Origin of the sequence: Azospirillum sp. 11R-A (assembly GCF_049472615.1) — a bacterium.
Lineage (GTDB): Bacteria > Pseudomonadota > Alphaproteobacteria > Azospirillales > Azospirillaceae > Azospirillum > Azospirillum palustre.
Genome location: NZ_JBCEBL010000001.1, coordinates 137131 through 159247, shown reverse-complemented (window position 1 = coordinate 159247; position 22117 = coordinate 137131). Strand labels below are relative to the sequence as shown.

25 protein-coding genes and 3 tRNA genes are annotated in these 22117 nt (G+C 66.2%); 17 read left to right on the top strand and 11 right to left on the bottom strand.

What is annotated here, in order from left to right:
• Window positions 1–61: 61 nt before the first annotated feature.
• Together VH569_RS00770 and VH569_RS00765 are read right to left on the bottom strand one after the other, a co-directional pair.
• Window positions 62–1102, bottom strand: a complete 1041-nt coding sequence (locus VH569_RS00770) for a rod shape-determining protein (protein WP_012974729.1) — start codon at window positions 1100–1102, stop codon at window positions 62–64.
• Window positions 1103–1466: 364 nt separating this feature from the next.
• A complete protein-coding gene (locus tag VH569_RS00765; RefSeq protein WP_423313235.1) occupies window positions 1467–2018 on the bottom strand; it encodes a TIGR00645 family protein in 552 nt (183 codons plus the stop codon).
• Between the two features lie 200 nt (window positions 2019–2218).
• Here VH569_RS00765 and phoU point away from each other — a divergent pair, with 200 nt between their 5' ends.
• Window positions 2219–2926 (top strand): phosphate signaling complex protein PhoU, encoded by a 708-nt coding sequence (gene phoU, locus VH569_RS00760; protein ID WP_423313233.1) that lies wholly within the window; start codon window positions 2219–2221, stop codon window positions 2924–2926.
• 134 nt (window positions 2927–3060) lie between these two features.
• Complete coding sequence (hisE, locus tag VH569_RS00755; protein ID WP_098739349.1) at window positions 3061–3387, top strand: phosphoribosyl-ATP diphosphatase; 327 nt, start codon at window positions 3061–3063, stop codon at window positions 3385–3387.
• A 27-nt stretch (window positions 3388–3414) separates the two neighbouring features.
• Here hisE and VH569_RS00750 read toward each other — a convergent pair whose 3' ends face one another.
• Window positions 3415–4944, bottom strand: a complete 1530-nt coding sequence (locus VH569_RS00750; RefSeq protein ID WP_423313231.1) for a class I SAM-dependent methyltransferase — start codon at window positions 4942–4944, stop codon at window positions 3415–3417.
• Window positions 4945–5184: 240 nt separating this feature from the next.
• Here VH569_RS00750 and VH569_RS00745 point away from each other — a divergent pair.
• Both VH569_RS00745 and VH569_RS00740 read left to right on the top strand, forming a co-directional pair.
• Window positions 5185–5260, top strand: a tRNA-Lys gene (locus VH569_RS00745).
• 23 nt (window positions 5261–5283) lie between these two features.
• A tRNA-Lys gene (locus VH569_RS00740) sits at window positions 5284–5359 on the top strand.
• 100 nt (window positions 5360–5459) lie between these two features.
• On the opposite strand, the gene VH569_RS00735 is transcribed toward VH569_RS00740, so the two are convergent.
• From VH569_RS00735 to VH569_RS00725, 3 genes are all read right to left on the bottom strand, one after another.
• Entirely contained in the window at window positions 5460–5882 is a 423-nt protein-coding gene (locus VH569_RS00735; protein WP_423313229.1) for a bacteriohemerythrin, read from the bottom strand.
• A gap of 105 nt (window positions 5883–5987) precedes the next feature.
• Window positions 5988–7802 carry a M3 family oligoendopeptidase gene (locus VH569_RS00730; protein ID WP_423313227.1) on the bottom strand — a complete coding sequence of 605 codons (1815 nt, stop codon included), beginning with the start codon at window positions 7800–7802 and terminating at the stop codon, window positions 5988–5990.
• A gap of 60 nt (window positions 7803–7862) precedes the next feature.
• Window positions 7863–8786 carry a LysR family transcriptional regulator ArgP gene (locus VH569_RS00725; protein ID WP_423313225.1) on the bottom strand — a complete coding sequence of 308 codons (924 nt, stop codon included), beginning with the start codon at window positions 8784–8786 and terminating at the stop codon, window positions 7863–7865.
• A 97-nt stretch (window positions 8787–8883) separates the two neighbouring features.
• Here VH569_RS00725 and VH569_RS00720 point away from each other — a divergent pair, with 97 nt between their 5' ends.
• Window positions 8884–9513, top strand: coding sequence for a LysE/ArgO family amino acid transporter (locus tag VH569_RS00720; RefSeq protein WP_423313223.1), 630 nt, complete (start codon window positions 8884–8886; stop codon window positions 9511–9513).
• On the opposite strand, the gene VH569_RS00715 is transcribed toward VH569_RS00720, so the two are convergent.
• On the bottom strand, window positions 9510–10442 hold the full coding sequence (locus VH569_RS00715; protein WP_423313221.1) for an NAD(P)/FAD-dependent oxidoreductase: 933 nt from the start codon (window positions 10440–10442) through the stop codon (window positions 9510–9512). The genes VH569_RS00720 and VH569_RS00715 overlap by 4 nt on opposite strands.
• A gap of 157 nt (window positions 10443–10599) precedes the next feature.
• Here VH569_RS00715 and VH569_RS00710 point away from each other — a divergent pair, with 157 nt between their 5' ends.
• Window positions 10600–11037 carry an Rrf2 family transcriptional regulator gene (locus VH569_RS00710; protein WP_423313219.1) on the top strand — a complete coding sequence of 146 codons (438 nt, stop codon included), beginning with the start codon at window positions 10600–10602 and terminating at the stop codon, window positions 11035–11037.
• Window positions 11038–11046: 9 nt separating this feature from the next.
• On the opposite strand, the gene VH569_RS00705 is transcribed toward VH569_RS00710, so the two are convergent.
• Window positions 11047–11412 carry a hypothetical protein gene (locus tag VH569_RS00705; RefSeq protein ID WP_423313217.1) on the bottom strand — a complete coding sequence of 122 codons (366 nt, stop codon included), beginning with the start codon at window positions 11410–11412 and terminating at the stop codon, window positions 11047–11049.
• A 93-nt stretch (window positions 11413–11505) separates the two neighbouring features.
• On the opposite strand from VH569_RS00705, the gene VH569_RS00700 reads away from it, so the two are divergent.
• Window positions 11506–11994, top strand: coding sequence for a DUF3574 domain-containing protein (locus VH569_RS00700; RefSeq protein ID WP_423313215.1), 489 nt, complete (start codon window positions 11506–11508; stop codon window positions 11992–11994).
• A gap of 186 nt (window positions 11995–12180) precedes the next feature.
• Window positions 12181–14118 (top strand): propionyl-CoA synthetase, encoded by a 1938-nt coding sequence (locus VH569_RS00695; protein ID WP_423313213.1) that lies wholly within the window; start codon window positions 12181–12183, stop codon window positions 14116–14118.
• Window positions 14119–14190: 72 nt separating this feature from the next.
• Here the strand turns inward: VH569_RS00695 and VH569_RS00690 are convergent, their stop codons facing one another.
• Window positions 14191–14844 (bottom strand): DsbA family oxidoreductase, encoded by a 654-nt coding sequence (locus VH569_RS00690; protein ID WP_423313211.1) that lies wholly within the window; start codon window positions 14842–14844, stop codon window positions 14191–14193.
• Window positions 14845–15018: 174 nt separating this feature from the next.
• Between VH569_RS00690 and VH569_RS00685 the strand changes: the two genes are divergently transcribed.
• Window positions 15019–15486 (top strand): hypothetical protein, encoded by a 468-nt coding sequence (locus VH569_RS00685; RefSeq protein WP_423313209.1) that lies wholly within the window; start codon window positions 15019–15021, stop codon window positions 15484–15486.
• 10 nt (window positions 15487–15496) lie between these two features.
• On the opposite strand, the gene VH569_RS00680 is transcribed toward VH569_RS00685, so the two are convergent.
• A complete protein-coding gene (locus VH569_RS00680; protein WP_423313207.1) occupies window positions 15497–15895 on the bottom strand; it encodes a hypothetical protein in 399 nt (132 codons plus the stop codon).
• A gap of 147 nt (window positions 15896–16042) precedes the next feature.
• Window positions 16043–16327, bottom strand: coding sequence for a hypothetical protein (locus VH569_RS00675; RefSeq protein ID WP_246307003.1), 285 nt, complete (start codon window positions 16325–16327; stop codon window positions 16043–16045).
• Between the two features lie 162 nt (window positions 16328–16489).
• On the opposite strand from VH569_RS00675, the gene VH569_RS00670 reads away from it, so the two are divergent.
• The 8 genes from VH569_RS00670 to nuoF all read left to right on the top strand — a co-directional run bounded on the left by VH569_RS00670 (window position 16490) and on the right by nuoF (window position 22114).
• The gene (locus VH569_RS00670) at window positions 16490–16717 is read left to right on the top strand and encodes a hypothetical protein (protein WP_109050839.1); all 228 of its coding nucleotides are present in this window, start codon (window positions 16490–16492) and stop codon (window positions 16715–16717) included.
• A 199-nt stretch (window positions 16718–16916) separates the two neighbouring features.
• A tRNA-Asp gene (locus VH569_RS00665) sits at window positions 16917–16993 on the top strand.
• Between the two features lie 314 nt (window positions 16994–17307).
• On the top strand, window positions 17308–17676 hold the full coding sequence (locus tag VH569_RS00660; protein WP_045580751.1) for an NADH-quinone oxidoreductase subunit A: 369 nt from the start codon (window positions 17308–17310) through the stop codon (window positions 17674–17676).
• Window positions 17667–18212, top strand: a complete 546-nt coding sequence (locus tag VH569_RS00655) for a NuoB/complex I 20 kDa subunit family protein (RefSeq protein ID WP_174470176.1) — start codon at window positions 17667–17669, stop codon at window positions 18210–18212. Before VH569_RS00660 ends, VH569_RS00655 begins: the two co-directional genes overlap by 10 nt.
• Before the next feature lie 87 nt (window positions 18213–18299).
• Window positions 18300–18929 carry an NADH-quinone oxidoreductase subunit C gene (locus tag VH569_RS00650; RefSeq protein WP_423313203.1) on the top strand — a complete coding sequence of 210 codons (630 nt, stop codon included), beginning with the start codon at window positions 18300–18302 and terminating at the stop codon, window positions 18927–18929.
• A gap of 107 nt (window positions 18930–19036) precedes the next feature.
• Complete coding sequence (locus VH569_RS00645; protein WP_244560922.1) at window positions 19037–20185, top strand: NADH-quinone oxidoreductase subunit D; 1149 nt, start codon at window positions 19037–19039, stop codon at window positions 20183–20185.
• Window positions 20182–20808: an NADH-quinone oxidoreductase subunit NuoE gene (gene nuoE / locus VH569_RS00640; protein WP_423313201.1), complete on the top strand. Its 627-nt coding sequence runs from the start codon at window positions 20182–20184 to the stop codon at window positions 20806–20808. Before VH569_RS00645 ends, nuoE begins: the two co-directional genes overlap by 4 nt.
• Before the next feature lie 16 nt (window positions 20809–20824).
• Window positions 20825–22114, top strand: a complete 1290-nt coding sequence (gene nuoF / locus VH569_RS00635) for an NADH-quinone oxidoreductase subunit NuoF (protein ID WP_109052068.1) — start codon at window positions 20825–20827, stop codon at window positions 22112–22114.
• Window positions 22115–22117 lie beyond the last annotated feature (3 nt).

The following is a 22117-nucleotide window of genomic DNA, read 5'->3' as shown; positions in this document are numbered from 1 at the left end:
CCGGTCCTAACCGCCAGGGGTGGGCAGGGGACCGGAGGCCTTCCAACCAGGGATACACCAATCAGTAGGCGCTGACCAAGACGTTTCGCAGCGTCTTCATCTCCTCCAGCGCGCGGCCGGTGCCGAGCGCCACGCAGGAGAGGGGATCGTCCGCAATCGACACCGGCAGGCCGGTGGCGTGGCGCAGGACGAAGTCCAGGTTGCCCAGCAGGGCGCCGCCGCCGGTCAGCACGATGCCCTTGTCGACGATGTCGGCGGCCAGTTCCGGAGCGGTGTGCTCCAGCGCGACCTTCACCGCCTCGACGATGGCGGAGACCGGCTCGGCCAGCGACTCGGCGATCTGGCGCTCGGAGATGATCAGCTCCTTCGGCACGCCGTTCATCAGGTCGCGACCCTTGATCTCCAGGATGCGGCCTTCGCCGTCCTCGGGCGGACAGGCGGAGCCGATTTCCTTCTTGATCCGCTCGGCGGAGCCTTCGCCGACCAGCAGATTGTGGCTGCGGCGGATGTAGCCGATGATGGCCTCGTCCATCTTGTCGCCGCCGACGCGCACCGACCGCGAATAGACGATGCCGCCCAGCGACAGCACGGCCACTTCGGTGGTGCCGCCGCCGATGTCGACGACCATCGAGCCCGTCGGTTCGGTCACCGGCAGCCCGGCGCCGATTGCGGCGGCCATCGGCTCCTCGATCAGGAAGACGCGGCGGGCGCCTGCGGCCTCCGCCGATTCCTGGATCGCCCGGCGTTCCACCGCGGTCGAGCCCGACGGCACGCAGATGATGACCTGCGGGCTGGCGAAGCTGCGGCGGTTGTGAACCTTGCGGATGAAATGTTTGATCATTTCCTCCGCGACTTCGAAATCGGCGATGACGCCGTCGCGAAGCGGCCGGATGGCCTGGATGTTGCCGGGGGTACGGCCAAGCATCATCTTCGCCTCGTCACCGACGGCGAGAACCTGCTTTTTGCCGCGCACGTTGGCGATGGCGACGACGGACGGTTCGTTCAGGACGATGCCGCGGCCCTTGACATAGACCAGGGTGTTGGCCGTCCCCAGATCGATCGCCATGTCGGCGGACAGCACGCCGAGCAGTTTGGAGAGCATGGAGCTGACGAACTCTATCAAAGCGGTTGAGACGGCCGAGCCGGCGGACTGGCATAGCATGCCCGCCAACGGTTCCATAGTCGAATGCGCCCGCACGCTCAAGCGGAGAGTGCGCCCGGCAGCCCTGATGCCTGCTGTGGACAGGGTCTCCGGCGAACCGGGGACCGCCGCAGCATGGCATCTGGTGATGGGCACAGTGGCGGGTTAGGGTTAATAATCCGTCAACGGGCCCAAGCCCTGCGGCAAAGCCCGTTCCGATCCGCTGAAAACCCTGCTGGCCGGCGTGACGGTGCAGTGTCTATCCCTGTCGTTGCTGTGCCGCAATAGACATTTGACAGACGAGACGAAGGAACACCGGAACTTATCAGTGATGATCGGCCGCGGGTTTCGCCCCGGCTTTCTCCGCGGGCTTGGTGGCATGGCCGTGATGACCTTCCAGCCGGTCCATGCAGGCCAGCAGAACACCGGAAATCACGAAGGTCATGTGGATGATGACCAGCCACATCAGCTCATCGCGCGAGGTCTGCGCCAGGTTCATGAAGGCTTTCAGCAGGTGGATGCCCGAGATGGCGACGATGGAGGCGATCAGTTTCAGCTTCAGCCCGCCGAAATCGACCTTGCCCATCCAGTCCGGCCGGTCTTCGTGATTGGCGACGTCGATCTTGGAGACGAAGTTCTCATACCCCGCGAAGATCACCATCAGCAGAAGATTGCCGGCGAAGGACAGGTCGATGAGCGTCAGCACGCCCAGAAGCACGTCCTTTTCGCTCATCTCCAGCACCTGCGGGATCATATGCAGGATCTCCTGCGTGAACTTCACCAGCAGCGCGGCCAGCGAAACCACCAGCCCGAGATAGAAGGGCGCGAGCAGCCAGCGGCTGGCGAAGATGATCTGTTCAAAGCGGCGTTCGATCATGGCGGGTTCGGGACGTCGTTGGGGAGGGGGATAAGGACCATGTGTCGCAATGCTGCGCCGCAAAATCAATCGGACAGTTTCTCCCGCACGTGCGAAGTGCGGATGAGCCGCCATTGGTCATAGGCGCTGTCATCGTACCGTAACGTCCCGGCGCTATGGTGGCGGCTTGGAACGAGACCGCCGGGAAGGGTTTGGCGACCATGAAGACCTCCGCTCCGCACATCGTGTCCGCGTTCGAGGACGCGCTGAAGCGGCTGAAATCCGCCATCGTGCAGATGGCCGGCGCTGCGGAGACGCAGATCGACCAGGCTCTGATCTGCCTGGCCCAGCGCAACCCCGAGCTTGCGCGGAAGATCGTGGAGTCGGATGCCCGACTCGACTCCTTCGAACACGACATCGAAGCTCACTGCATGCGCCTACTGGCCCTGCGCCAGCCGGTCGCCGACGATCTGCGCGAGGTGATCGCGGCCTTGAAGATCGCTGGCAACCTTGAGCGCATCGGCGACCATGCCGCCAACACCGCCAAGCGCGCCGTTGCCATCTTCAGCCTGCCCGACTCCGGGTCGATGGCGGGGCTGCCGCAGCTCGGCCGGCTGGTGCGCGAACGGCTCAGCGCCGTGATCGACGCCTATGTCGACAATGACGGCGAGGCCGCCTTGCGGATCTGGCGCACCGACGACGAGGTGGACGCGCTCTACACCAGCCTCGTTGCGGAAGTGGAACGGTCGGCACTGGCGGCGCAGGACCAATTCACGGCGCACATGCACCTGATGATGATCGCCAAGAACCTTGAGCGCATCGGCGACCACGCCACCAACATCGCCGAGGTCGTCTATTTCGTCAGCACCGGCCAGACCCTGCTCGAAGAGCGTCCCAAGGCCGATCATTCCTACGATCCGGTGGGCTGAAGCGGAGCGCCGCATGGCATAAGGCCGCTGTGCGGTGCTCCACCGCGCCTATGGGGGATAGTAATTCCGCTGCGGAGTGATCACGTTAGCAGAACGATGCTTCCGTCACCCGCACACGAGACAATCCCCGCCTGATGACCGACGACCTGCTCCGCCTCTATGCCGCCATCCTCGACCGCCAGCAGATGGACCCGGCGCACTCCAAGACCGCGCGGCTGATCGCCGCCGGGCCGAAGAAGATCGCTAAGAAAGTGGGCGAGGAGGCGGTCGAAGTGGCGCTGGACGCCATGAACGAGGACCGTCAGGGCGTCATCAACGAAAGCGCCGACCTGCTCTACAATCTTTCGGTCCTGTGGGCGACGCTGAACATCCATCCCGACGACGTGTTCGCAGAGATCCGCCGGCGCGAGGCGCTCTATGGGATCGCCGAGAAGCTGCCGAAGACGGCGCCGGAGCGCTGAGGGGCCTCGTATTCGGCACCCCTGCCGTCAGGCCACCCCAAGCCTTTCCAGCACCGGCAGCCGCCGCTGCATGAAGGCCGCATGCCGTCGCGCCAGTTCCGCACGGTTGGCCTCATCCCCCTCGCAGCGTTCGCCGTCGCGCCCCAGCACGATGCCGTCGGCCGTCAGGTGCCGCCAGGCGAAGGCTGAGGGTTCCTCGCCCAGACGGGCGGCAAGCAGGAACAGCGCCTCGATCCGTGACACCGGCACACCGGCACCCAGCAGTGGCGAGGCGAGCTGACCCGGCGTGTCGCCGAAGCGATGGCGCTCCAGAACCGCGGCGTTGAAGCGGTCACAGGAAACTTTCCGTTCGGTGCCCCCCTCCTCGGGCATCGCCGGTGCCGCCAGCGACAGGCTGGTCAGCAGGGTCAGCGCCCGCAGCACCGCGTCCTCGCCCTGTGCCGCCAGGGATGGGCGGGTGAGCAGCGCGTCCAGGCTTTGCGGTCCTTCCGCCAGCGCCTCGCCCAGCGGCTGGTAAAGCGCCCGGGGGAAGGACAGGCGGCCGACGGGGGTGGATGCGCCTTCCGGCAGATCGTCGGCGGCGACCAGAAGCGCGAAACGGGTCTGTCCCAGCAGGGCGCGTCGCTCGGCCCGACCCAGACGCTCGCCGCCCTTCACGAACAGGTCGCGGCGGAAGCTGCGGTTGGTCATCACGTCGCGCAGGGTTTCGGCCTGGGCGGCGTCGCGCGCCTCGCCCGCCAGCGCCTGCTGGGCGGGGGAGAGGGTGAGATCGTCCAACTGCTCCATCGGGACGGCGGCGCCGGCGAACTCCAGCTTGGCGGCAGCAAGCTCGCGCGTCACGTCGGCATGGTAGAAGGCGGTCCAGTCGCCGTTCAGATATTCGTGGGCAATGTAGTTCGGCGATTTGCGGCGAAGCTGTTCTATCCGCTCCACCACGCCGTCGGTGTTGGCGAACCAGCCGCCGCCCTGCGCCGCCATCCGTGCCGCGAACTCCACCGCGGCGGCGATGCGGTCGGGCAGGGGGCCGTCGCCTTCGGCGCAGCGCTCCACCAGAAGACGGCGCAGCGGCATGTGGGCCAGCGTGCCGGGCAGGGCGTTGTAGCTGACGAAGACGACGCCACCCGGCGCCAGCCGTCGGCGCAGCACCTCCAGCAGGATCGCCCGGTTCCCGGCGCTCACCCAGGACCAGACGCCGTGCAGCGCGACGGCATCCAGCATCGGCCCGTCGCGCCGGGCGTATTCGGCGAAGCTCTCTTCGAGGAACTCGGCATTGGCCAGCCCAGCATCGGCGGCCAGCCGGCGGACACCGGCGATGTGGGAGGGGTTGAAGTCCATCGCCTCGAACCGCGCCGCCGGGTGGGCGCCGGCCAGCAGGGCGTTGGTCAGGCCATGGCCGCAGCCGGGCTCCGCCATGGTGAAGCTGCCGCGGCGCAGCGCCTCCGGCGGGCGCCAGCCGCGCAGCGTCAGGGCGAAGCAGAGCATGGCCGGCGACCAGTCGCGATAAACGGCGCGGATATAGTCGATGCCGCCGACATAGCCTTCGGTCCAGCCGCCCATCCCCGATCCCCCGTTCCGATGCCCCGTTTCGACAGCGCCGGTGTAGCCGCCGGGGGCGGAGTCCGGCCACCGAAAAGCGCGCGCCAAAAAATTCACATGGGGTGCGATTTTGCTATCGACAGGTCAAAAGCCCTTCGTTATAAACCGCGCCACACCGGCCGGGACAACGGCTTGGCCGGCGCGATGAACAGTCGGCTGGTTTCTGCAAAGACATCAGTCAAGTTCAGCGCATCAAGAGATGGGCGCATAGCTCAGTTGGTAGAGCAGCTGACTCTTAATCAGCGGGTCCAAGGTTCGAGTCCTTGTGCGCCCACCATCTCTTGAACATTTCCTACGGATGGGCGCATAGCTCAGTTGGTAGAGCAGCTGACTCTTAATCAGCGGGTCCAAGGTTCGAGTCCTTGTGCGCCCACCATCCATAAGGGGCTGGAACCGAGCAGGTTCCGGCCCCTTTCCATTTCCGGAGTTTGGTTCGGTGTGGGAGAGGCGGCTGCCCTAATGCCTCCCCCGGATCCTCACCCTTCCGCCTGTGCCAGAAAATCCGCGGTCACCCGGTCCATCGTCGCCAGATGGGTGTGGAACCAGTCGGGGAAATGCTCGGTCACATAGAGCCGGGCGCGGTTCTCCTTCCCCTCCGCCAGATCGGCCTCCATCGTCGCGACCACGGTCAGGACGCGGGCGTGCTCTTCCGTGTGGCAATGCAGGGCGAAGAAGCCGTGCTGGGTCATCAGCGCGTTCTCGCGGGCGAAATGCTCGCGCAGATGCTTGGCGAAGGCGGCGAAGGGAGCCCGGAGCTCGCCGGCCGGGGCCTCGCAGGCCGCCTGCAGCAGCGCGACCGAATCGACATGGTCGCAGTCCATGACCGCATAGCCGAGCATGGGGACAGTGCTGGCGGCCGCAGGTGTGGTGGTGGCGGCGGGTGTGGTGGTCGCAAGCATGATGTTCGCTTCCAAAAAAGATGGCCTTCGGAGACGACGCTCCGAAGGCCACCATACCCGCACAGCCGTCATGGTCTCTTGACGGTGGTCAAGCCACCCGGATCGTCAGGCCTTCGCTTCGCTCGCCTCCAGTTCGTCGATGAAGCCGCGGATGACGCCGAGGCCCTTCTGCCAGAAGGCCGGGTCGGAGGCATCGAGGCCGAACGGGGCCAGCAGCTCCTTGTGACGCAGTGTGCCGCCCGCCGACAGCATCGCCAGATACTTCTCCGCAAAGCCCTGTTCGGCGTCCTGGTAGACCGCGTAGAGCGAGTTCACCAGGCAGTCGCCGAAGGCATAGGCGTAGACATAGAAGGGCGAGTGGATGAAGTGGGGGATGTAGGACCAGAAATGGCGATAGCCCTCGTCGAAGCGCAGCGCCGGGCCCAGGCTTTCGGTCTGCACCGCCATCCAGATCTCGCCGATGCGGTCCGAGGTCAGTTCGCCCTCGCGCCGTTCGGTGTGGACGCGGCGTTCGAAGTCGAAGAAGGCGATCTGGCGGACCACCGTGTTCAACATGTCCTCGACCTTGCCGGCCAGCATGATGCGGCGGCGCTTCGGGTCGGTCTCCGCCGCCAGCAGGGCGCGGAAGGTCAGCATCTCGCCGAACACCGACGCGGTTTCCGCGAGCGTCAGCGGGGTGTCGGACAGGAAATGGCCCTGCTTGCCGGCCAGGATCTGGTGGACGCCATGCCCCAGCTCATGGGCCAGCGTCATCACGTCGCGCGTCTTGCCCTGGTAATTGACCAGCAGATAGGGGTGGACGCTGGGCACGGTCGGATGGGCGAAGGCGCCCGGCGCCTTGCCGGGACGGACCGGCGCGTCGATCCAGGGGTTGTCGAAGAAGCGCTTGCCCAAGCTGGCGAGATCGGGGGAGAAGCGGCCATAGGCGCCCAGAACGATGTCGCGCGCCTCGTTCCAGGGAATGCTGCGGTCGGCATCCTCCGGCAGGGGAGCGTTGCGGTCCCAGTAATCCAGATGGTCCTGCCCGAACCACTTGGCCTTCATCGTGTAATAGCGGTGCGACAGGTCCGGATAGGCACCCTTGACGGCGGACACCAGCGCGTCGACCACCTCATCCTCGACCCGGTTGGACAGGTTGCGGGCGGAGGTCGGCGTCGGGTAGTTGCGCCACTCGTCCTCGATCTCCTTGTCCTTGGCCAGCGTGTTGGTGACCAGCGCGAACAGCCGCGCATTCTCGCCCAGCACCTTGCCCACCACCTCGCCGGCCTCGCGGCGGACGGCGGGGTTGCGGTCGGACAGGCGGTTCAGCGCCTCGGCACAGGTCAGCTCCTTACCGCCCATCGGGAAGCGCAGGCTGGCGATGGTCTCGTCGAACAGGCGGTTCCAGGCGGCGCGGCCGACCACATGCTTTTCGTGTAGCAGCCGCTCGATCTCGTCGGACAGCTGGTGGTCGCGGTAGAGGCGGACGTCGCGCAGCCACGGTTCGTAATGGCGCAGCGACGGGGACGCCTTCTGCTTCGCCGCCAGATCGTTCTCGTCCAGCCGGTTGATCTCCAGCGTGAAGAAGATCAGGTGGGCGGAGATGTCGTTCACCCGCTCCTGCGCCGACTGGTAGAATTTGGCGACGATCGGATCGACCATGTTGCCGTTGTAGACCAGCCCGGCATAGGACATGACGCGCGACAGCGTCTCGTCGATGTCCTCATACTGGCGGATCGCCGCGGCCAGATCGTCGCCGCTCAGCGCCGCCAGCTTGCCGGCATAGCGCTCGCGGAAGGCCTTGCATTCGCGTTCCATCCGGTCGAGGTCGGCCTTCAGTTCAGGCGACTCGGTGCCGGGGTAAAGGTCGCTCAGGTCCCAGGTGGGAAGCGCACCCAGATCGGGGGTGTCGTTTGCGGCCATGGCGGCGCTGCTGGTCATCGAATCCCTCCAGAGATTTGTCGAATCCATATAAGCGCGCACGCGGCGTGGGCAAAGTCCTCATGCGGCGGGCGGGCTTCCCATGCTTTCGACGATTGGGTGCAGCGCCTGCCGCCCGGCACGGAGGACCGCGCGCGACAGCTCGTCCAGCGCGGTGCCGGCGATGCGGCTCTGCTGCCAATGCAGCGGCACGTCGAGCGGCCGGCCGGGCACCAGCTCGACCAGACGGCCGGCTGCCAGATGGTCTGCGACCAGCGGGTCGGGGTTCATTCCCCATCCCAGTCCGGCCAGCGCTCCGTCGACGAAGGCATGAGTGGAGGGCAGCCAGTGGGTCGGCGGGGTGGGCACCGGTTCGTGATCGCCCAGCACCAGACGCAGCCACTGCGCCTGTAGCCGATCCTTGCGGTTGAAGGTCAGGCAGGGTGCGGTGGCGAGGCTTTTGGCCATCACCCCATCGGGGAAATGGCGGTGCAGATAGTCTGGGCTGGCGGTGGCGCGGTAGCGCAGCGCGCCCAGCGGATGGCTGTTGCAGCCGGGGACCGGCGCCGCGCTGGCGGTGACGGCGGCCAGCACCTCGCCCTTGCGCAGCCACTCGGCGCTGTGGTCCTGGTCGTCCAGCACCAGATCGAACAGGCAGCCGGGCAACTCCGCCATCGCCGCGACGAACCATGTGGCGAGGCTGTCGGCATTCACGGCGATCCGCAGGGTGATCGGCCCGTCCGCCGGGCTGAGGCCGGGCAGGGCGCCGCGCAGTTCGCTTTCCAGCAGGGAAACCTGCTCCACATGCTGGCACAGGCGCTGGCCGGCGGCGGTGCCGGTGCAGGGCTGGCCGCGCACCACCAGCACGGTGCCCAGCCGCTCTTCCAGCAGCTTCACCCGCTGCGACACCGCGGAGGGGGTGACGTGCAGCTGCCGAGCGGCGCGCTCGAAACTGCCGGTGCGGATGACGGCAGCCAGGGCCGCCATCAGCGGATAGTCCAGCATGGATTAGCTCTGCTTCATCGGGGCAAGGAGGATTAAGTACGGGAAATGAGGGGGCGGTGGTAGCGGATTGGCATCCACCGACTCCGGAACCGCCACGATGACCGAGCTTTCCACCGCTGTCCTGCTTCCCGCCTTCCTGCCGGGCCTTTTCCTCGGCTTCAGCCTGATCGTGGCCATCGGGGCGCAGAACGCCTTCGTGCTGCGCCAGGGCTTGCGCAACGAGCATGTTCTGGCGATCTGCGCCACCTGCGCCCTGTCGGATGCCGTGCTGATCCTGGTCGGGGTCAGCGGATTCGCCAGCGCCGGCGCGCGATGGCCGTGGCTGGAGCCATTGATGCGCTATGCCGGTGCTGCCTTCCTGCTGGTCTATGGCCTGCGCAGCGCCCGGTCGGCCTGGCAGGGCGGCAGCGGCGGGTTGAACCCGGCGGACCGGGAGCCGGGCGGGCTGCTGCCGGCGCTGCTGACCTGTCTTGCTCTGACTTGGCTAAATCCACACGTCTATCTGGACACGGTGGTGCTGGTCGGCTCCGTCTCCGCCCGCTTCGCCGAGGCGCGGGGCGCCTTCGCCCTGGGGGCGATGACGGCGTCCTTCCTGTTCTTCTTCGCGCTCGGCTATGGCGCTCGGCTGTTGCGCCCGCTGTTCGCCCGGCCCGCCGCCTGGAGGGTGATGGACGGGGGCATCGCCCTGGTGATGTGGGCGATTGCGGTGGGCCTGTTGTTCGGCTAGTCGCGGGCGAACAGGGCGTCGTCCTCGCAGAACAGCAGCGAGCGGTGCAGCGCCGTGCCGGCAATCGTACCGGCGCCGACGGCCAGCGCCACCGATCCCGCGGCCCGTGCCGCGTCGCCGCAGGCGAAGACACCGGGGATGCTGGTCTCCTGCATCGCATCGACGCGGATATGGGTGCCGAGCGGACTTTCCTCGTCAGCACACCCAAGCTGTGCGGCCAGCGGGCTGGCAACGCGGCTTCTCGGCAGCACGAACAGGCCGGCAAAAGGCACTCGGCGTCCGTCGGCGAGCGTGACCTCCGGCGGGTCACCCTCGATCCCGGTGATGAGGGCGGTCTCGACGGCGACGCCACGCCTCGCCAGATGGGCCGACTGATCGGCATCCGGTTCAAAGGTGCCGTTCAGCAGCAGCGTCGTCGGTCCCCAATCCGGCAGCATCAGCGCATGGTGCATGGAATGCCCGGAGACGGCGACGACACCGATACGCCCTTGCATCAGCTCATAGCCATGGCAGTAGGGGCAATGGAAGACGGAGCGGCCCCAACGTTCGGCCAGACCGGGAATCGCCGGCAATTCGTCAACCACGCCGATGGCGATCAGCAGCCGGCGCGCACGGTGGCCGGTGCCATCCGAATCGGCGATCTCGAAGCCCTTGCTCGTCCTGGCGGCTTTTTCGGCCCGTCCGGTCATCCAGGTGACGGTCGGATAGCGCATCAGTTGGGCGCGGGCTTCGGCGGCGATGTCTCCCGGCGGACGGCCATCCTGCCCGAGAAAGCCATGGGAGTGGCTGGCAAAGCGATTGCGCCGCAGCCCTTCATCCATCACCAGCACCCGGCGCCGGGCGCGAGCCAGCTGCAGCGCGGCGGCGATGCCGGCGTAGCTGCCGCCGACGATGATGGCGTCATAGGTCGTCGTGTCGTTTCCGTTCATGCCTGTGCCTTTCCACGGATGGGGCGGGCGCGCCATCCGCGCCCAGTCACGACACATTATAAGTTACATGAAAGGGCGCGGTCAATGTGCCATGTAACTTATGAGGTGGCCTGAGTTGACCGCTCGCCCTGCGTACACCCAAAAGGACCGATCGCCGATGAGACAGGACAGCCGCCTTTCCCGCATGCTGCATGTGTTGATCCACATGGACCGGCATGACGGTGCGCTGACGTCGGAGGCGATTGCCGAGATGCTGAACACCAATCCGGTGGTCATCCGCCGGACCATGGCGGGGCTGCGCGAGGCCGGCCATGTGCGGTCGGAAAAGGGCCATGGCGGCGGCTGGCGGCTGGCACGGCCGCTCGACGGGATCACCCTGCTGGACATTCACCGGGCATTGGGGGAGCCGGGGATCTTCGCCATCGGTCCCACCGCGGACGAGCCGAGCTGTCTGGTCGAGCAGGCGGTGAATGCCGCCCTCGATGGGGCACTGCGTGAGGCGGAGGCGGTGCTCGTCCGCCATCTTGGCCAAGTGACGCTCGCCGATCTCGCTGCCGATTTCGACCGGCGCATGAAGGCGCTGGGGAAGTGCTAAATACGGAACCTAGCCCAGTTTGGGCGTCTCCCCCTCCTGCGCCCGCCGGATTGCCGCCTCGACGCATTGCAGGTGCAGCTTCTTGCGGGCCAGCAGGCGGGCGCGGCGTTCCTCCAGGTCGGTGGTCGCCATCGCCTCGATGGCGCAGCCGCGCCAGCCGTTGGCGTCGAGCGCGCGGGCGACCTCGGCATAGCCGAAATAGCCTTTCGCCGGCTGTTCCCAGGGCGGGCGGAAGTCGGCCCGGCGCAGGACGAAGCGGTTGGACTGGCTGCCGCCGCCGAGGTTGGTGAGCCGGGCCACGATCAGCCGCTCGCCGTTGCCGTGAACGACGGTCAGGATCGGGCGGATTCCGGTGATGGGTGGATCGACGGCCATGATCCATGCATAACGGTCCAGGGGCGTCCTGACCAGAGCGTCGCTGACCGCACTGCCGCACGCACCCTCTCCCGTCCGAATGGAGAAACACCGATGCGCCCCGTCACCATGCCTGTCACCTGGCCCGTCATGCGGATGGTCCCGAGCCTCTCCTCCGTCGCGCTTTCGCTGTTTCTGCTGGCCGGTCCCGCCGCGGCCCAGCTGGCACCCGCCTCAACGGCACCGGCGCCGGCGCTCGTTTGTGAAGCCTATGCGGCCGGCGCGATGATCGAGGCGCAATTGTTCTTTGGTCGGAACATCGGCAACGAGATCGGCGTCAGCGAGCGCGACTGGACCGATTTCCTGAACGGTGAGGTGACGCCGCGCTTTCCCAACGGCCTGACCGTCACCGACGGGTCGGGCCACTGGCGCGACATCGAAACCGGGCGGCTGGTGCGCGAGCCCAGCAAAATCCTCACGCTTCTGGCCGACGGCGACCCGGCGACGCTGGGCCTGATCCGCGAAATCGTCGATCTGTACAAGGGGCGCTTCCACCAGCAATCGGTCGCGCTGATCGTTCGGCCGGTCTGCGTTTCTTTTTAAAATCCAGGTTTCGAAACAGCGTTTCACTGATTCGGAATGCGACAGCCCGTCGCACCCCCGACCTTCTGACATTTGCCTGCACTTATGCTTTTGTCGCAGATTGTGGAGGTCGCGAAACGGATCGTTTCGTGGCCGAGAGGAAATGCGCACCGAATAGTACCAAAATAGAACGAGGGACGCCCTGCCATGACCCCGACCGCCAGCACCACAACTGCCGAGCTTTTCGACCAGATGCATGCCCGCTCCCTGTCTGACCCCGCGGGGTTCTGGGGCGAGGCGGCGAAGGACATTTCCTGGTTCAAGCCGTGGGACAAGGTGCTGGACGACAGCAACGCACCCTTCTACCGCTGGTTCACCGGCGGGGAGCTGAACACCTGCTACAATGCGGTGGACCGCCATGTCGAAGGCGGGCGCGGAGATCAGGCGGCGATCATCTATGACAGCCCGGTCACCCAGACCGTCCAGACCATCACCTACGCCGAACTGCTGAATCAGGTCGCCCGCTTCGCTGGTGTTCTGCGCGCCCAGGGCGTGGAGAAGGGTGACCGCGTTCTCCTTTATATGCCGATGATCCCGCAGTCGCTGGTCGCCATGCTGGCCTGCGCCCGTCTGGGTGCTGTCCATTCCGTGGTGTTCGGCGGCTTCGCTCCGCACGAACTGGCAACCCGAATCGACGATGCCAAGCCGAAGGCGATCGTTTCGGCCTCCTGCGGCATCGAGCCGAACCGCATCGTCAAGTACAAGCCGATGCTGGACGCCGCCATCGAGCAATCGGCCCACAAGCCGTCCAGCGTCATCGTCTGGCAGCGCCCGCAGGAGACGGCGGCGCTGATCGTCGGCCGCGATGTCGATTGGGCCGAAGCCGTGGCGACGGCCGAGCCGGCGGAGTGCGTGGCCGTGAAGGCGACCGATCCGCTCTACATCCTCTACACCTCCGGCACGACCGGCCAGCCCAAGGGCGTGGTCCGCGACAATGGCGGCCATGCGGTGGCGCTGCGCTGGACCATGACCAACATCTACAACGTCAAGCCCGGCGAGGTGTATTGGGCGGCGTCGGATGTGGGCTGGGTCGTCGGCCACTCCTATATCGTCTACGCGCCGCTGCTGACCGGCTGCACCACCGTGGTCTTCGAAGGGAAGCCGGTCGGCACCCCCGATCCGGGCACCTTCTGGCGCGTGATCGAGCAGCACAAGGTCGGCACGCTGTTCACCGCCCCCACCGCCTTCCGCGCCATCAAGCGCGAGGACCCGGACGCCAACTACCTGAAGAAGTACGACCTGTCGCACTTCCGCGCCCTGTTCCTGGCCGGCGAGCGGTCGGACCCCGATACGCTGCACTGGGCCGAGGATAATCTGAACGTCCCCGTGATCGACCACTGGTGGCAGACCGAGACCGGCTGGGCGATTTCCGGCAACCCGCTTGGCGTTCACCTGTTCCCGATCAAGTACGGCTCCGCCACCCGCCCGATGCCGGGCTGGGACGTGCGGGTGCTGAACGCCGAGCTGAAGGAGGTTCCGCGCGGCGACATCGGCGCCATCTGCGTCAAGCTGCCGCTGCCTCCGGGCACGCTGCCGACGCTGTGGAACGCCGACGAGCGTTTCAAGAAGTCCTACCTTGCCGATTACCCGGGCTACTACCAGACCGGCGACGCCGGCTTCGTCGACGATGACGGCTATGTCTATGTCATGGCCCGCACCGACGACATCATCAACGTCGCCGGCCATCGCCTGTCCACCGGCGCCATGGAAGAGGTGTTGTCGAGCCACAGGGATGTCGCCGAATGCGCGGTGATCGGCGTGGCCGACGACCTCAAGGGGCAGGTGCCGCTGGGCTTCGTCTGCCTGAAGGCCGGCGTGACCCGACCGCATGAGGAGATCGTCAAGGAGGTGGTCCAACTGGTGCGCGAGCAGATCGGCCCGGTCGCCGATTTCAAGCGTGCCCTGGTGGTCGACCGCCTGCCGAAGACCCGGTCGGGCAAGATCCTGCGCGGCACCATGCAGAAGATCGCAGACAGCCAGGACTACAAGATGCCGGCGACCATCGACGATCCGGGCATCCTGCCGGAGATCGCCGATGCCCTGAAGACGCTGGGCTACGCCAAGACCAGCAGCACGCCGGCCTGACATGCCGGACAGGGACGGGGCGGCCTCCGGGCCGCCTTTTTCCGTTCCGACGGTCTCGTTCCGTTTGCCGGATCAGCCGGCGACGACCGACAGGTTTTCCGGTTCCTCGCTGCCGAGGTCGAGCAGCGGCAGGAAGCTTGCCGGTTCCTGTGCGCCGGACAGGGCGTAGCGGCGGTTGAAGATGTAGCAGGGCACCGCCTGCAATCCCATCTGGCGGGCCAGGGCGTCGGCGGCGAGCACCGCGGCCGATTCGGCGTCGCTGGACAGTTGGCGCCGCGTCTCGACGAAATCCAGTCCCAGCCCGGCGGCGACGCTGGTCAGCGCGTCCGGGTCGCCGATGTCGACGCCCTCGACGAAATAGGCGGCGAACAGCGCGTCGGCCATGGCATTGCCCAGCCCCTGGCGCCCGGCGATGCGGACCAGCCTGTGTGCGTCGAAGCTGTTGGGCGTGCGCTGGATGCGGTCGAGCGCCAGTGGCAGCCCGTCGCGTGCTGCCGTGTCCTCGACGACCCGATGGATCTGCCGCGCCCGTTCCGATCCGCCGAACTTGGCGGCGAGATAGTCCTCGCGCGACATCCCGCCCCGCGGCATGTCCGGGTTCAGCTGGAAGGGCTGCCAGCGTAGTTCCGGGCGCAGGTTGGGCCGCTGCATCAGCGCCCGGTCGAGCCGGCGCTTGCCGATGTAGCACCAGGGGCAGATCAGGTCGGCGAAGGTTTCGATCAGCATCCCGCCACTATCGGCGTGTGCCCCGGATCGGGCAACCGCTTCTTCCATGCCGTCCCGCCATCATCGGCCCCCTCTCGGCCCGCAACCGTTTGTTAACCGAGTTGGTCCGACAGTCCGGAGTGGCTCCGCCCGTCATTCTGCGGCCGGCGGACATATCCCGATGAGCGATTCCCGATGAGCAATTCCTACGTCGACGGCAAGGTGCGCGAAGCGATCCTGGCGGCCAAGGGCAGCCGGATGAATGCGCAGAAGCTCCTGATGGCCTGGGCCGTCGAGGATCCCGACCTGTTGCGCGGCATTGCCCAGCCCTTCCTGAAGGCCATCGCCGCCGCCGCCATCGAACGCGCCGGCCGTCCGGCCAGCAGCAGGCCGGCCGCGCGCCCGGCTGCCGCGGGCGGTGCGGGGGGAGGGCGGCCGTCCGCCTCCGGTCTCAGCCGTGACGCGCTTGAGAATTTGCTGAACCAGCTGGGCCGCGAACCGGACGAGCAGCAGGCCCCGCAACGGACCATCCCTGCTGGCAAGTCTGCCGGGCTGGGCGCTGCGAAGGGGGGCACGATCCACGATGCCCCGGCGGGCGGGCCGAATCATGAAAAGGCGATGATGGCGATTGCCAAGGCCTTCGTTGCGAAGAAGGTGCGCTGAGACGAGCCCCTTACGAACCGCTGTTGGGTGCGTAGGGCGTCGCGTCGTCGAACCAGCCCTTCTTGCGCGGCAGGGTGCGGATGTCCGGCGGCGGGCTGGCGAGCGCGGTATTGCCGTTGCGGTAGGGGTCGGGGATGTGATGGCACTCGACATCCGCCAGCGTGCGGTAGCAGTAGACGCGGGACCGGTCGACCTCGACCTTGTCCGGACAATAGTCGCCGGTTTTCTCAAAACTCAGGATCGAGCAATCGCGTCCCGTGGCAGCCGACACGATATGGTCGCCGATGGTCTTCTTGGTGGCGTTCAGCGTCACGACATCCGCACCGGCCGCCGCCAGCCCGAGCGGGGAGGTGCAGCCGGCAAGGGCCAGTGCCGGAATCGCGAGCGAAACGGCGATCCAACCCCGCATCCGGCCCATTCGCGTCGCGCCCAACCCTGCGACCATGCCCGTGCCCACCATCCAGCAGTTCCCATCGCTACGCATGTGCCGCGACCGATCCCGCACAGTGCACGCGGACGCGGTTAACAAGCGGTGAATTCACCGCTGGGGCGGGCCTCAGCGCAACAGGGTGCAGATGCGCGAGCGGCATTGCACGACGACGAAGGCATCCTTGTCCTCGGTGCAGCCGACCTTGAAGGTGGTCGCTCCCTCCCGTCCCACGGTGTAGCGCAACACCTCCACCTTCGCCGGCGTGCAGTTGCCCATCGATTTGGCGATCTCCTTGGCTTCCGACTGCGCGGCGGAGACATTCGCGGCGGCCATCGCCGGTCCCGCAGCGAACAGGACGAGGGACGGCAGCAGGGCGGTCAGTCGTAGACGGGGGGAGCTGTGGATCGGCATGGCGCGACTATCGCACGGGGTAGGGCGCTCCGGAAGGGCTGCCTCCGAAATGTCGCAGCGATGCGAATCACTCGGCTCAGCCGGGTCGAAGCTGGTATGGTCGAGGCAACGTGACCGGGGTGGCGCCTTGCCGCGCGGTTCAGGACCAGGGTGGGAAAACGCATGACTTCGAACGATCGGCGGCTGGGCGACCGCATTCTCGCCGCGCTGGAACTGTCGCTGGAGCAGGAGCATCTCGATGTCGCCGAACATCTGGCCCGCGCATTGGAGGAAACGCTGACCCGTTTCGGTGGACCCGATGCCGTCGACCACCGGGAACTCTCGGCTGGTATGCTGCAAGCCTTCGACCGGCTCGATGAACTGCGGCGCGCCGCCCATCGCCTGCCCTGATGGCGTCGGTGAAACGCCGGCGAACGGCAGGCCTCGCCGGAGAGGAATTTTTTGCAATTTGGTGATTGACAGGCAGCGGCCCGGACGACTACAAACCGCCCACCGAACGACGGGGGCCTCAACGGCTCCGGTGAAAAACACCAAGCGAAACAAGCCTTTGGCTGAGTAACGATCAGGTGTTTCGAACAAGTCGCTCTGCGCGGGTGTAGCTCAGTTGGTTAGAGCGCCGGCCTGTCACGCCGGAGGCCGCGGGTTCAAGTCCCGTCACTCGCGCCACTTTCTCTTTCAAATTCGGCGTCAAGCGCCAGTATGATCGAAGGACTCGCAAATTGCGGGTCCTTTTTCGCATGCATATTGTCTTCCCTTTCTCCTATTTTAAAAACGTGGTATTACCAGGGTCTAGCGCGGGGGCTGGCTTGTCCTTCCGCGTGGTGAAAAGCGATTCAAAGCGCTTTCCTTGCCCACGGTCTCGGCATATATTCCGGCCCGTCTGATGGGCTAATCCAAGGCATGGCTGCCACGGCTTTGCGCTTCCGCCGATTTCCCGGCCGGAACGGCGCCCGTGGTCGTGGGCTTATGGGAGGAACGCGGTGTCGACTCCGCTGATCATTGAGTATCTTCCGATCCTGGTGTTTCTGCTGATCGGCATCGCGCTGGCCGCGGTGATGGTGGGGGCATCCTACGTCATCAGCCCGAAGAACCCGGACGCCGAGAAGGTCTCCCCCTACGAATGCGGCTTCGAGCCGTTCGAGGACGCGCGCACCAAGTTCGACGTGCGGTTCTACCTGGTCTCGATCCTGTTCATCATCTTCGACCTGGAAGTCGCCTTCCTGTTCCCGTGGGCGGTCGCGCTCGGTGACATCGGGCTGTTCGGCTTCTGGTCGATGATGCTGTTCCTGGGCATCCTGACCATCGGCTTCATTTACGAGTGGAAGAAAGGAGCTCTGGAATGGGAGTAGAGGTCGCCAAGCCGCTGGCGCCGATTCCGCCCGGACCGGAACAGGACGCCTACATCCGCGCGGTCTCCGACGAGATCCAGGACAAGGGCTTCGTGCTCGCGAAGTACGAGGATCTGCTGGCCTGGGCCCGGACCGGCTCGCTGTGGCCGATGACCTTCGGTCTGGCCTGCTGCGCGGTGGAGATGATCCACGCCTATATGAGCCGGTACGACCTGGACCGCTTCGGCGTCATTCCGCGTCCCAGCCCGCGCCAGTCCGACTGCATGATCGTCGCCGGCACCCTGACCAACAAGATGGCCCCGGCGCTCCGCAAGGTCTACGACCAGATGCCGGAGCCGCGCTGGGTCATCTCGATGGGGTCCTGCGCCAACGGTGGCGGCTACTACCACTATTCCTACGCGGTGGTGCGTGGCTGCGACCGGATTGTGCCGGTGGACATCTATGTGCCGGGCTGCCCCCCGACGGCGGAGGCGCTGATTTACGGCATCCTCCAGCTCCAGAAGAAGATCAAGCGCGGCAATCGCATCGCCCGCTGACCACGGCGTACCGTCCCGCTTCCGGCCGCCGGAGGCGGGACGAACGACAAGCGCGCTGAAGACAAGTAGGAAGGCAGGGTCCCACCCATGTCCGAACAGGCGTTGAAGGAACTCGGGGACGTCATCGCCGCCAAGATCGGCGGCGACGTTCTCAAGGTCGAGGTGAAGCTCGGCGAACTGATGGTGACGGTCAAACGGCCAGCCATCCTGGCGGTGCTGACCGCGCTGCGCGACGACCCGGACACCCGGTTCGAGCAGCTGACCGACATCACCGCGGTCGATTACCCCGACCGCGCGGAGCGGTTCGAGGTCGTCTACCAGCTGCTCAGCTACACCCACAACCGGCGCATGCGCGTGAAGCTGGCCACCGACGAGGACACGCCCGTCCCGTCGGCCGTTTCCGTCTTCAGCGCCGCGAACTGGTTCGAGCGCGAGGCGTGGGACCTGTTCGGCGTCTTCTTCGAAAACCATCCGGACCTGCGCCGCATCCTCACCGACTACGGGTTCGAGGGGCACCCCTTCCGCAAGGACTTCCCGCTGACCGGCTACGTCGAAGCCCGCTACGACGAGGACCAGAAGCGCGTGATCTATGAGCCGGTCCGTCTGACCCAGGATTTCCGCACCTTCGACTTCCTCAGCCCGTGGGAAGGCATGACCAACGTCATGCTGCCCGGCGATGAAAAGGCGGCCCTCCAGGACGGGAGCAAGAAGCCGTGAGCATGACCGTTTCGACCGAATCGGCGACCGGCGTCGTCTCGACGGGTCCGAACGGGGCGATCAGCGCCTCCGGTCCGGAGACCAAGACGCAGATCAAGCCCTACACGATGAATTTCGGGCCGCAGCATCCGGCCGCCCACGGCGTGCTCCGTCTGGTGATGGAGCTGAACGGCGAGGTGGTCGAGCGTTGCGATCCGCACATCGGCCTGCTGCACCGCGGCACCGAGAAGCTGATCGAGTACAAGACCTACATCCAGGCCGTGCCGTATTTCGACCGCCTGGACTATGTCAGCCCGATGTGCATGGAGCACGCCTATGTGCTCGGCATCGAGAACCTGCTGCAGATCAAGGCGCCGCTGCGCGCCCAGTATATCCGCGTGCTGTTCTCGGAAATCACGCGCATCCTGAACCACATCCTGTCGATCACGACGGGCGCGCTGGACGTCGGCGCGATCACCCCGGCGCTGTGGGGCTTCGAGGAACGCGAAATCCTCATGGAGTTCTACGAGCGCGTGTCGGGTGCCCGCCTGCACGCCAACTATTTCCGGCCGGGCGGCGTCGCCTGGGACATTCCGGACGGGCTGCTGGACGACATCTGGGCCTTCACCGAGCGTTTTCCGAAGTTCATGGACGACCTCGAGAGCCTGCTGACCGAGAACCGCATCTTCAAGCAGCGCACGGTCGACATCGGCATCGTCACCAAGGAGCAGGCGCTCGACTGGGCCTTCACCGGTCCGATGCTGCGCGGCTCCGGCGTCGCCTGGGATCTGCGCAAGTCGCAGCCCTATGAGGTCTATGACCGCATGGAGTTCGACGTCCCGGTCGGCCTGACCGGCGACTGCTGGGCGCGCTATCTGGTCCGCATGGAGGAGATGAAGCAGTCGCTGCGCATCATCCGCCAGTGCTGCAAGGAGATGCCGGCCGGTCCCTACAAGATCGAGGACCGCAAGGTCTCCCCGCCGCCGCGCGGCGAGATGAAGCGCTCGATGGAAGCGCTGATCCACCACTTCAAGCTCTTCACCGAGGGCTTCCACGTTCCCGCCGGCGAGACCTACACCGCCATCGAGGCGCCCAAGGGCGAGTTCGGCGTGTATCTGGTGTCCGACGGCACCAACAAGCCCTACCGCTGCAAGATCCGCGCGCCGGGCTTCGCCCATCTTCAGGGCCTGGACTTCATGTCGAAGGGTCACATGCTGGCCGACGCCGTCGCCAACATCGCCTCGATGGACATCGTTTTCGGAGAAATCGATCGATGAGCGCGCCCGCTTCCGATCACGGCCACGCCGAGCCGACCAGCTTCACCTTCAGCCAGGAAAACCTGGAGCTGGCGAAGCGCATCATCGCCAAGTATCCGCAGGGCAAGCAGGCCAGCGCCTGCATGCCGCTGCTGGACGTGGCCCAGCGCCAGAACGGCGGCTGGCTGCCGCGTGTCGCCATGGACGCCGTGGCCGATCTGCTCGGCATGCCGCGCATCCGCGTGTACGAGGTCGCGACCTTCTACACGATGTACAACAAGACCCCGGTCGGTAAGCACCACATCCAGGTCTGCACCACCACCCCCTGCTGGCTGCGCGGGTCGGACGACATCGTCCACACCTGCAAGAAGAAGCTCGGCATCGAGGTGGGCGAGACCACGGCCGACGGCCAGTTCACGCTGGGCGAGGTCGAGTGCTCGGGCGCCTGCGTCAACGCGCCGGTTGTGCAGATCGGTGACGATTACTACGAAGACGTGGCCCCGGAGCATATGGAGCGCATCCTCGACGCCCTGGCGCGCGGCGAGACGCCGAAGCCCGGTTCGCAGAGCGGCCGTCAGTCCTCGGAGCCGGTCGGCGGCCCGACGACGCTGAAGGCCTTTACCACCGCGCAAGCGGACGATTGAGGGGGAGGGGACAGCGATGCTTCGCGATGAGGACCGCATCTTCACCAACCTCTACGGCTACCAGGACTTCGGTCTTGACGGGGCCCGCAAGCGCGGTGACTGGGACAACACGGCATCCTTCCTGGCCAACGGCCGCGACTGGATCATCGAGCAGGTGAAGGAATCGGGGCTGCGCGGCCGTGGCGGCGCCGGCTTCTCGACCGGCATGAAGTGGTCCTTCATGCCGAAGAACGTGACCGACAAGCCCGTCTACCTCGTCATCAACGCCGACGAGGGCGAGCCCGGCACCTGCAAGGACCGCGACATCCTGCGCCACGATCCGCACAAGCTGATCGAAGGCTGCCTGATCGCCGGTTTCGCCATCGGTGCCAGCGCCTGCTACATCTACATCCGCGGCGAGTTCTACAACGAAGGCTCCAACGTCCAGCGCGCCATCGACGAGGCGTATGCGGCGGGGCTGATCGGCAAGAACGCCTGCGGCACCGGCTACGATTACGACGTCTACATCCACCGCGGTGCGGGCGCGTACATCTGTGGCGAGGAAACCGCGCTCATCGAGTCGATCGAGGGCAAGAAGGGCCAGCCGCGCAACAAGCCGCCGTTCCCCGCCCAGGCCGGTCTCTATTCCTGCCCGACCACGGTGAACAACGTCGAATCCATCGCCGTCGTTCCGACCATCCTGCGCCGCGGCGCCTCCTGGTTCGCCGGCCTCGGCCGTCCGAAGAACTCGGGCACCAAGCTCTTCTGCATCTCCGGGCACGTCAACAAGCCGTGCAACGTGGAAGAGGAGATGGGCATCCCGCTGAAGGAGCTGATCGAGAAGCATGCCGGCGGCGTGCGCGGCGGCTGGGACAATCTGCTGGGCATCATTCCCGGCGGTTCGTCGGTCCCGGTCCTGCCCAAGTCGATCTGCGACACAGTTCTGATGGACTTCGACTCCTTGCGCGAAGTGCAGTCGGGCCTCGGCACCGCCGCGGTGATCGTGATGGACAAGTCCACCGACATCGTGAAGGCCATCGCCCGCCTGTCGTCCTTCTATGCCCATGAGTCCTGCGGCCAGTGCACGCCCTGCCGCGAAGGCACCGGCTGGATGAGCCGCGTCATGCAGCGCATGGTCACCGGCAACGCGCGCATGGAAGAGATCGACATGCTGCTGCAGGTCACCAAGCAGGTCGAAGGCCACACCATCTGCGCGCTCGGCGACGCTGCCGCCTGGCCGATCCAGGGCCTGTTCCGCCACTTCCGCCCGGAAGTGGAGCGGCGCATCCAGGCCTACCGCAACAGCGCCCCGCTGGCGGCCGAGTAAGGA

Excerpts from the sequence above, each read along its gene's own strand:
- VH569_RS00685 (WP_423313209.1), top strand. The coding sequence starts at position 15,019 with ATGAGCAATTCCTACGTCGACGGCAAGGTGCGCGAAGCGATCCTGGCG.
- VH569_RS00675 (WP_246307003.1), bottom strand. The coding sequence starts at position 16,327 with ATGCCGATCCACAGCTCCCCCCGTCTACGACTGACCGCCCTGCTGCCG.
- VH569_RS00655 (WP_174470176.1), top strand. The coding sequence starts at position 17,667 with ATGGGAGTAGAGGTCGCCAAGCCGCTGGCGCCGATTCCGCCCGGACCG.
- VH569_RS00705 (WP_423313217.1), bottom strand. The coding sequence starts at position 11,412 with ATGGCCGTCGATCCACCCATCACCGGAATCCGCCCGATCCTGACCGTC.
- VH569_RS00670 (WP_109050839.1), top strand. The coding sequence starts at position 16,490 with ATGACTTCGAACGATCGGCGGCTGGGCGACCGCATTCTCGCCGCGCTG.
- nuoF (WP_109052068.1), top strand. The coding sequence starts at position 20,825 with ATGCTTCGCGATGAGGACCGCATCTTCACCAACCTCTACGGCTACCAG.
- VH569_RS00700 (WP_423313215.1), top strand. The coding sequence starts at position 11,506 with ATGCGCCCCGTCACCATGCCTGTCACCTGGCCCGTCATGCGGATGGTC.
- hisE (WP_098739349.1), top strand. The coding sequence starts at position 3,061 with ATGACCGACGACCTGCTCCGCCTCTATGCCGCCATCCTCGACCGCCAG.
- VH569_RS00645 (WP_244560922.1), top strand. The coding sequence starts at position 19,037 with ATGAATTTCGGGCCGCAGCATCCGGCCGCCCACGGCGTGCTCCGTCTG.
- VH569_RS00730 (WP_423313227.1), bottom strand. The coding sequence starts at position 7,802 with ATGACCAGCAGCGCCGCCATGGCCGCAAACGACACCCCCGATCTGGGT.
- nuoE (WP_423313201.1), top strand. The coding sequence starts at position 20,182 with ATGAGCGCGCCCGCTTCCGATCACGGCCACGCCGAGCCGACCAGCTTC.
- VH569_RS00650 (WP_423313203.1), top strand. The coding sequence starts at position 18,300 with ATGTCCGAACAGGCGTTGAAGGAACTCGGGGACGTCATCGCCGCCAAG.
- VH569_RS00715 (WP_423313221.1), bottom strand. The coding sequence starts at position 10,442 with ATGAACGGAAACGACACGACGACCTATGACGCCATCATCGTCGGCGGC.
- VH569_RS00765 (WP_423313235.1), bottom strand. The coding sequence starts at position 2,018 with ATGATCGAACGCCGCTTTGAACAGATCATCTTCGCCAGCCGCTGGCTG.
- VH569_RS00680 (WP_423313207.1), bottom strand. The coding sequence starts at position 15,895 with ATGCGGGGTTGGATCGCCGTTTCGCTCGCGATTCCGGCACTGGCCCTT.
- phoU (WP_423313233.1), top strand. The coding sequence starts at position 2,219 with ATGAAGACCTCCGCTCCGCACATCGTGTCCGCGTTCGAGGACGCGCTG.
- VH569_RS00725 (WP_423313225.1), bottom strand. The coding sequence starts at position 8,786 with ATGCTGGACTATCCGCTGATGGCGGCCCTGGCTGCCGTCATCCGCACC.
- VH569_RS00690 (WP_423313211.1), bottom strand. The coding sequence starts at position 14,844 with ATGCTGATCGAAACCTTCGCCGACCTGATCTGCCCCTGGTGCTACATC.
- VH569_RS00720 (WP_423313223.1), top strand. The coding sequence starts at position 8,884 with ATGACCGAGCTTTCCACCGCTGTCCTGCTTCCCGCCTTCCTGCCGGGC.
- VH569_RS00735 (WP_423313229.1), bottom strand. The coding sequence starts at position 5,882 with ATGCTTGCGACCACCACACCCGCCGCCACCACCACACCTGCGGCCGCC.
- VH569_RS00750 (WP_423313231.1), bottom strand. The coding sequence starts at position 4,944 with ATGGGCGGCTGGACCGAAGGCTATGTCGGCGGCATCGACTATATCCGC.
- VH569_RS00770 (WP_012974729.1), bottom strand. The coding sequence starts at position 1,102 with ATGCTCTCCAAACTGCTCGGCGTGCTGTCCGCCGACATGGCGATCGAT.
- VH569_RS00695 (WP_423313213.1), top strand. The coding sequence starts at position 12,181 with ATGACCCCGACCGCCAGCACCACAACTGCCGAGCTTTTCGACCAGATG.
- VH569_RS00710 (WP_423313219.1), top strand. The coding sequence starts at position 10,600 with ATGAGACAGGACAGCCGCCTTTCCCGCATGCTGCATGTGTTGATCCAC.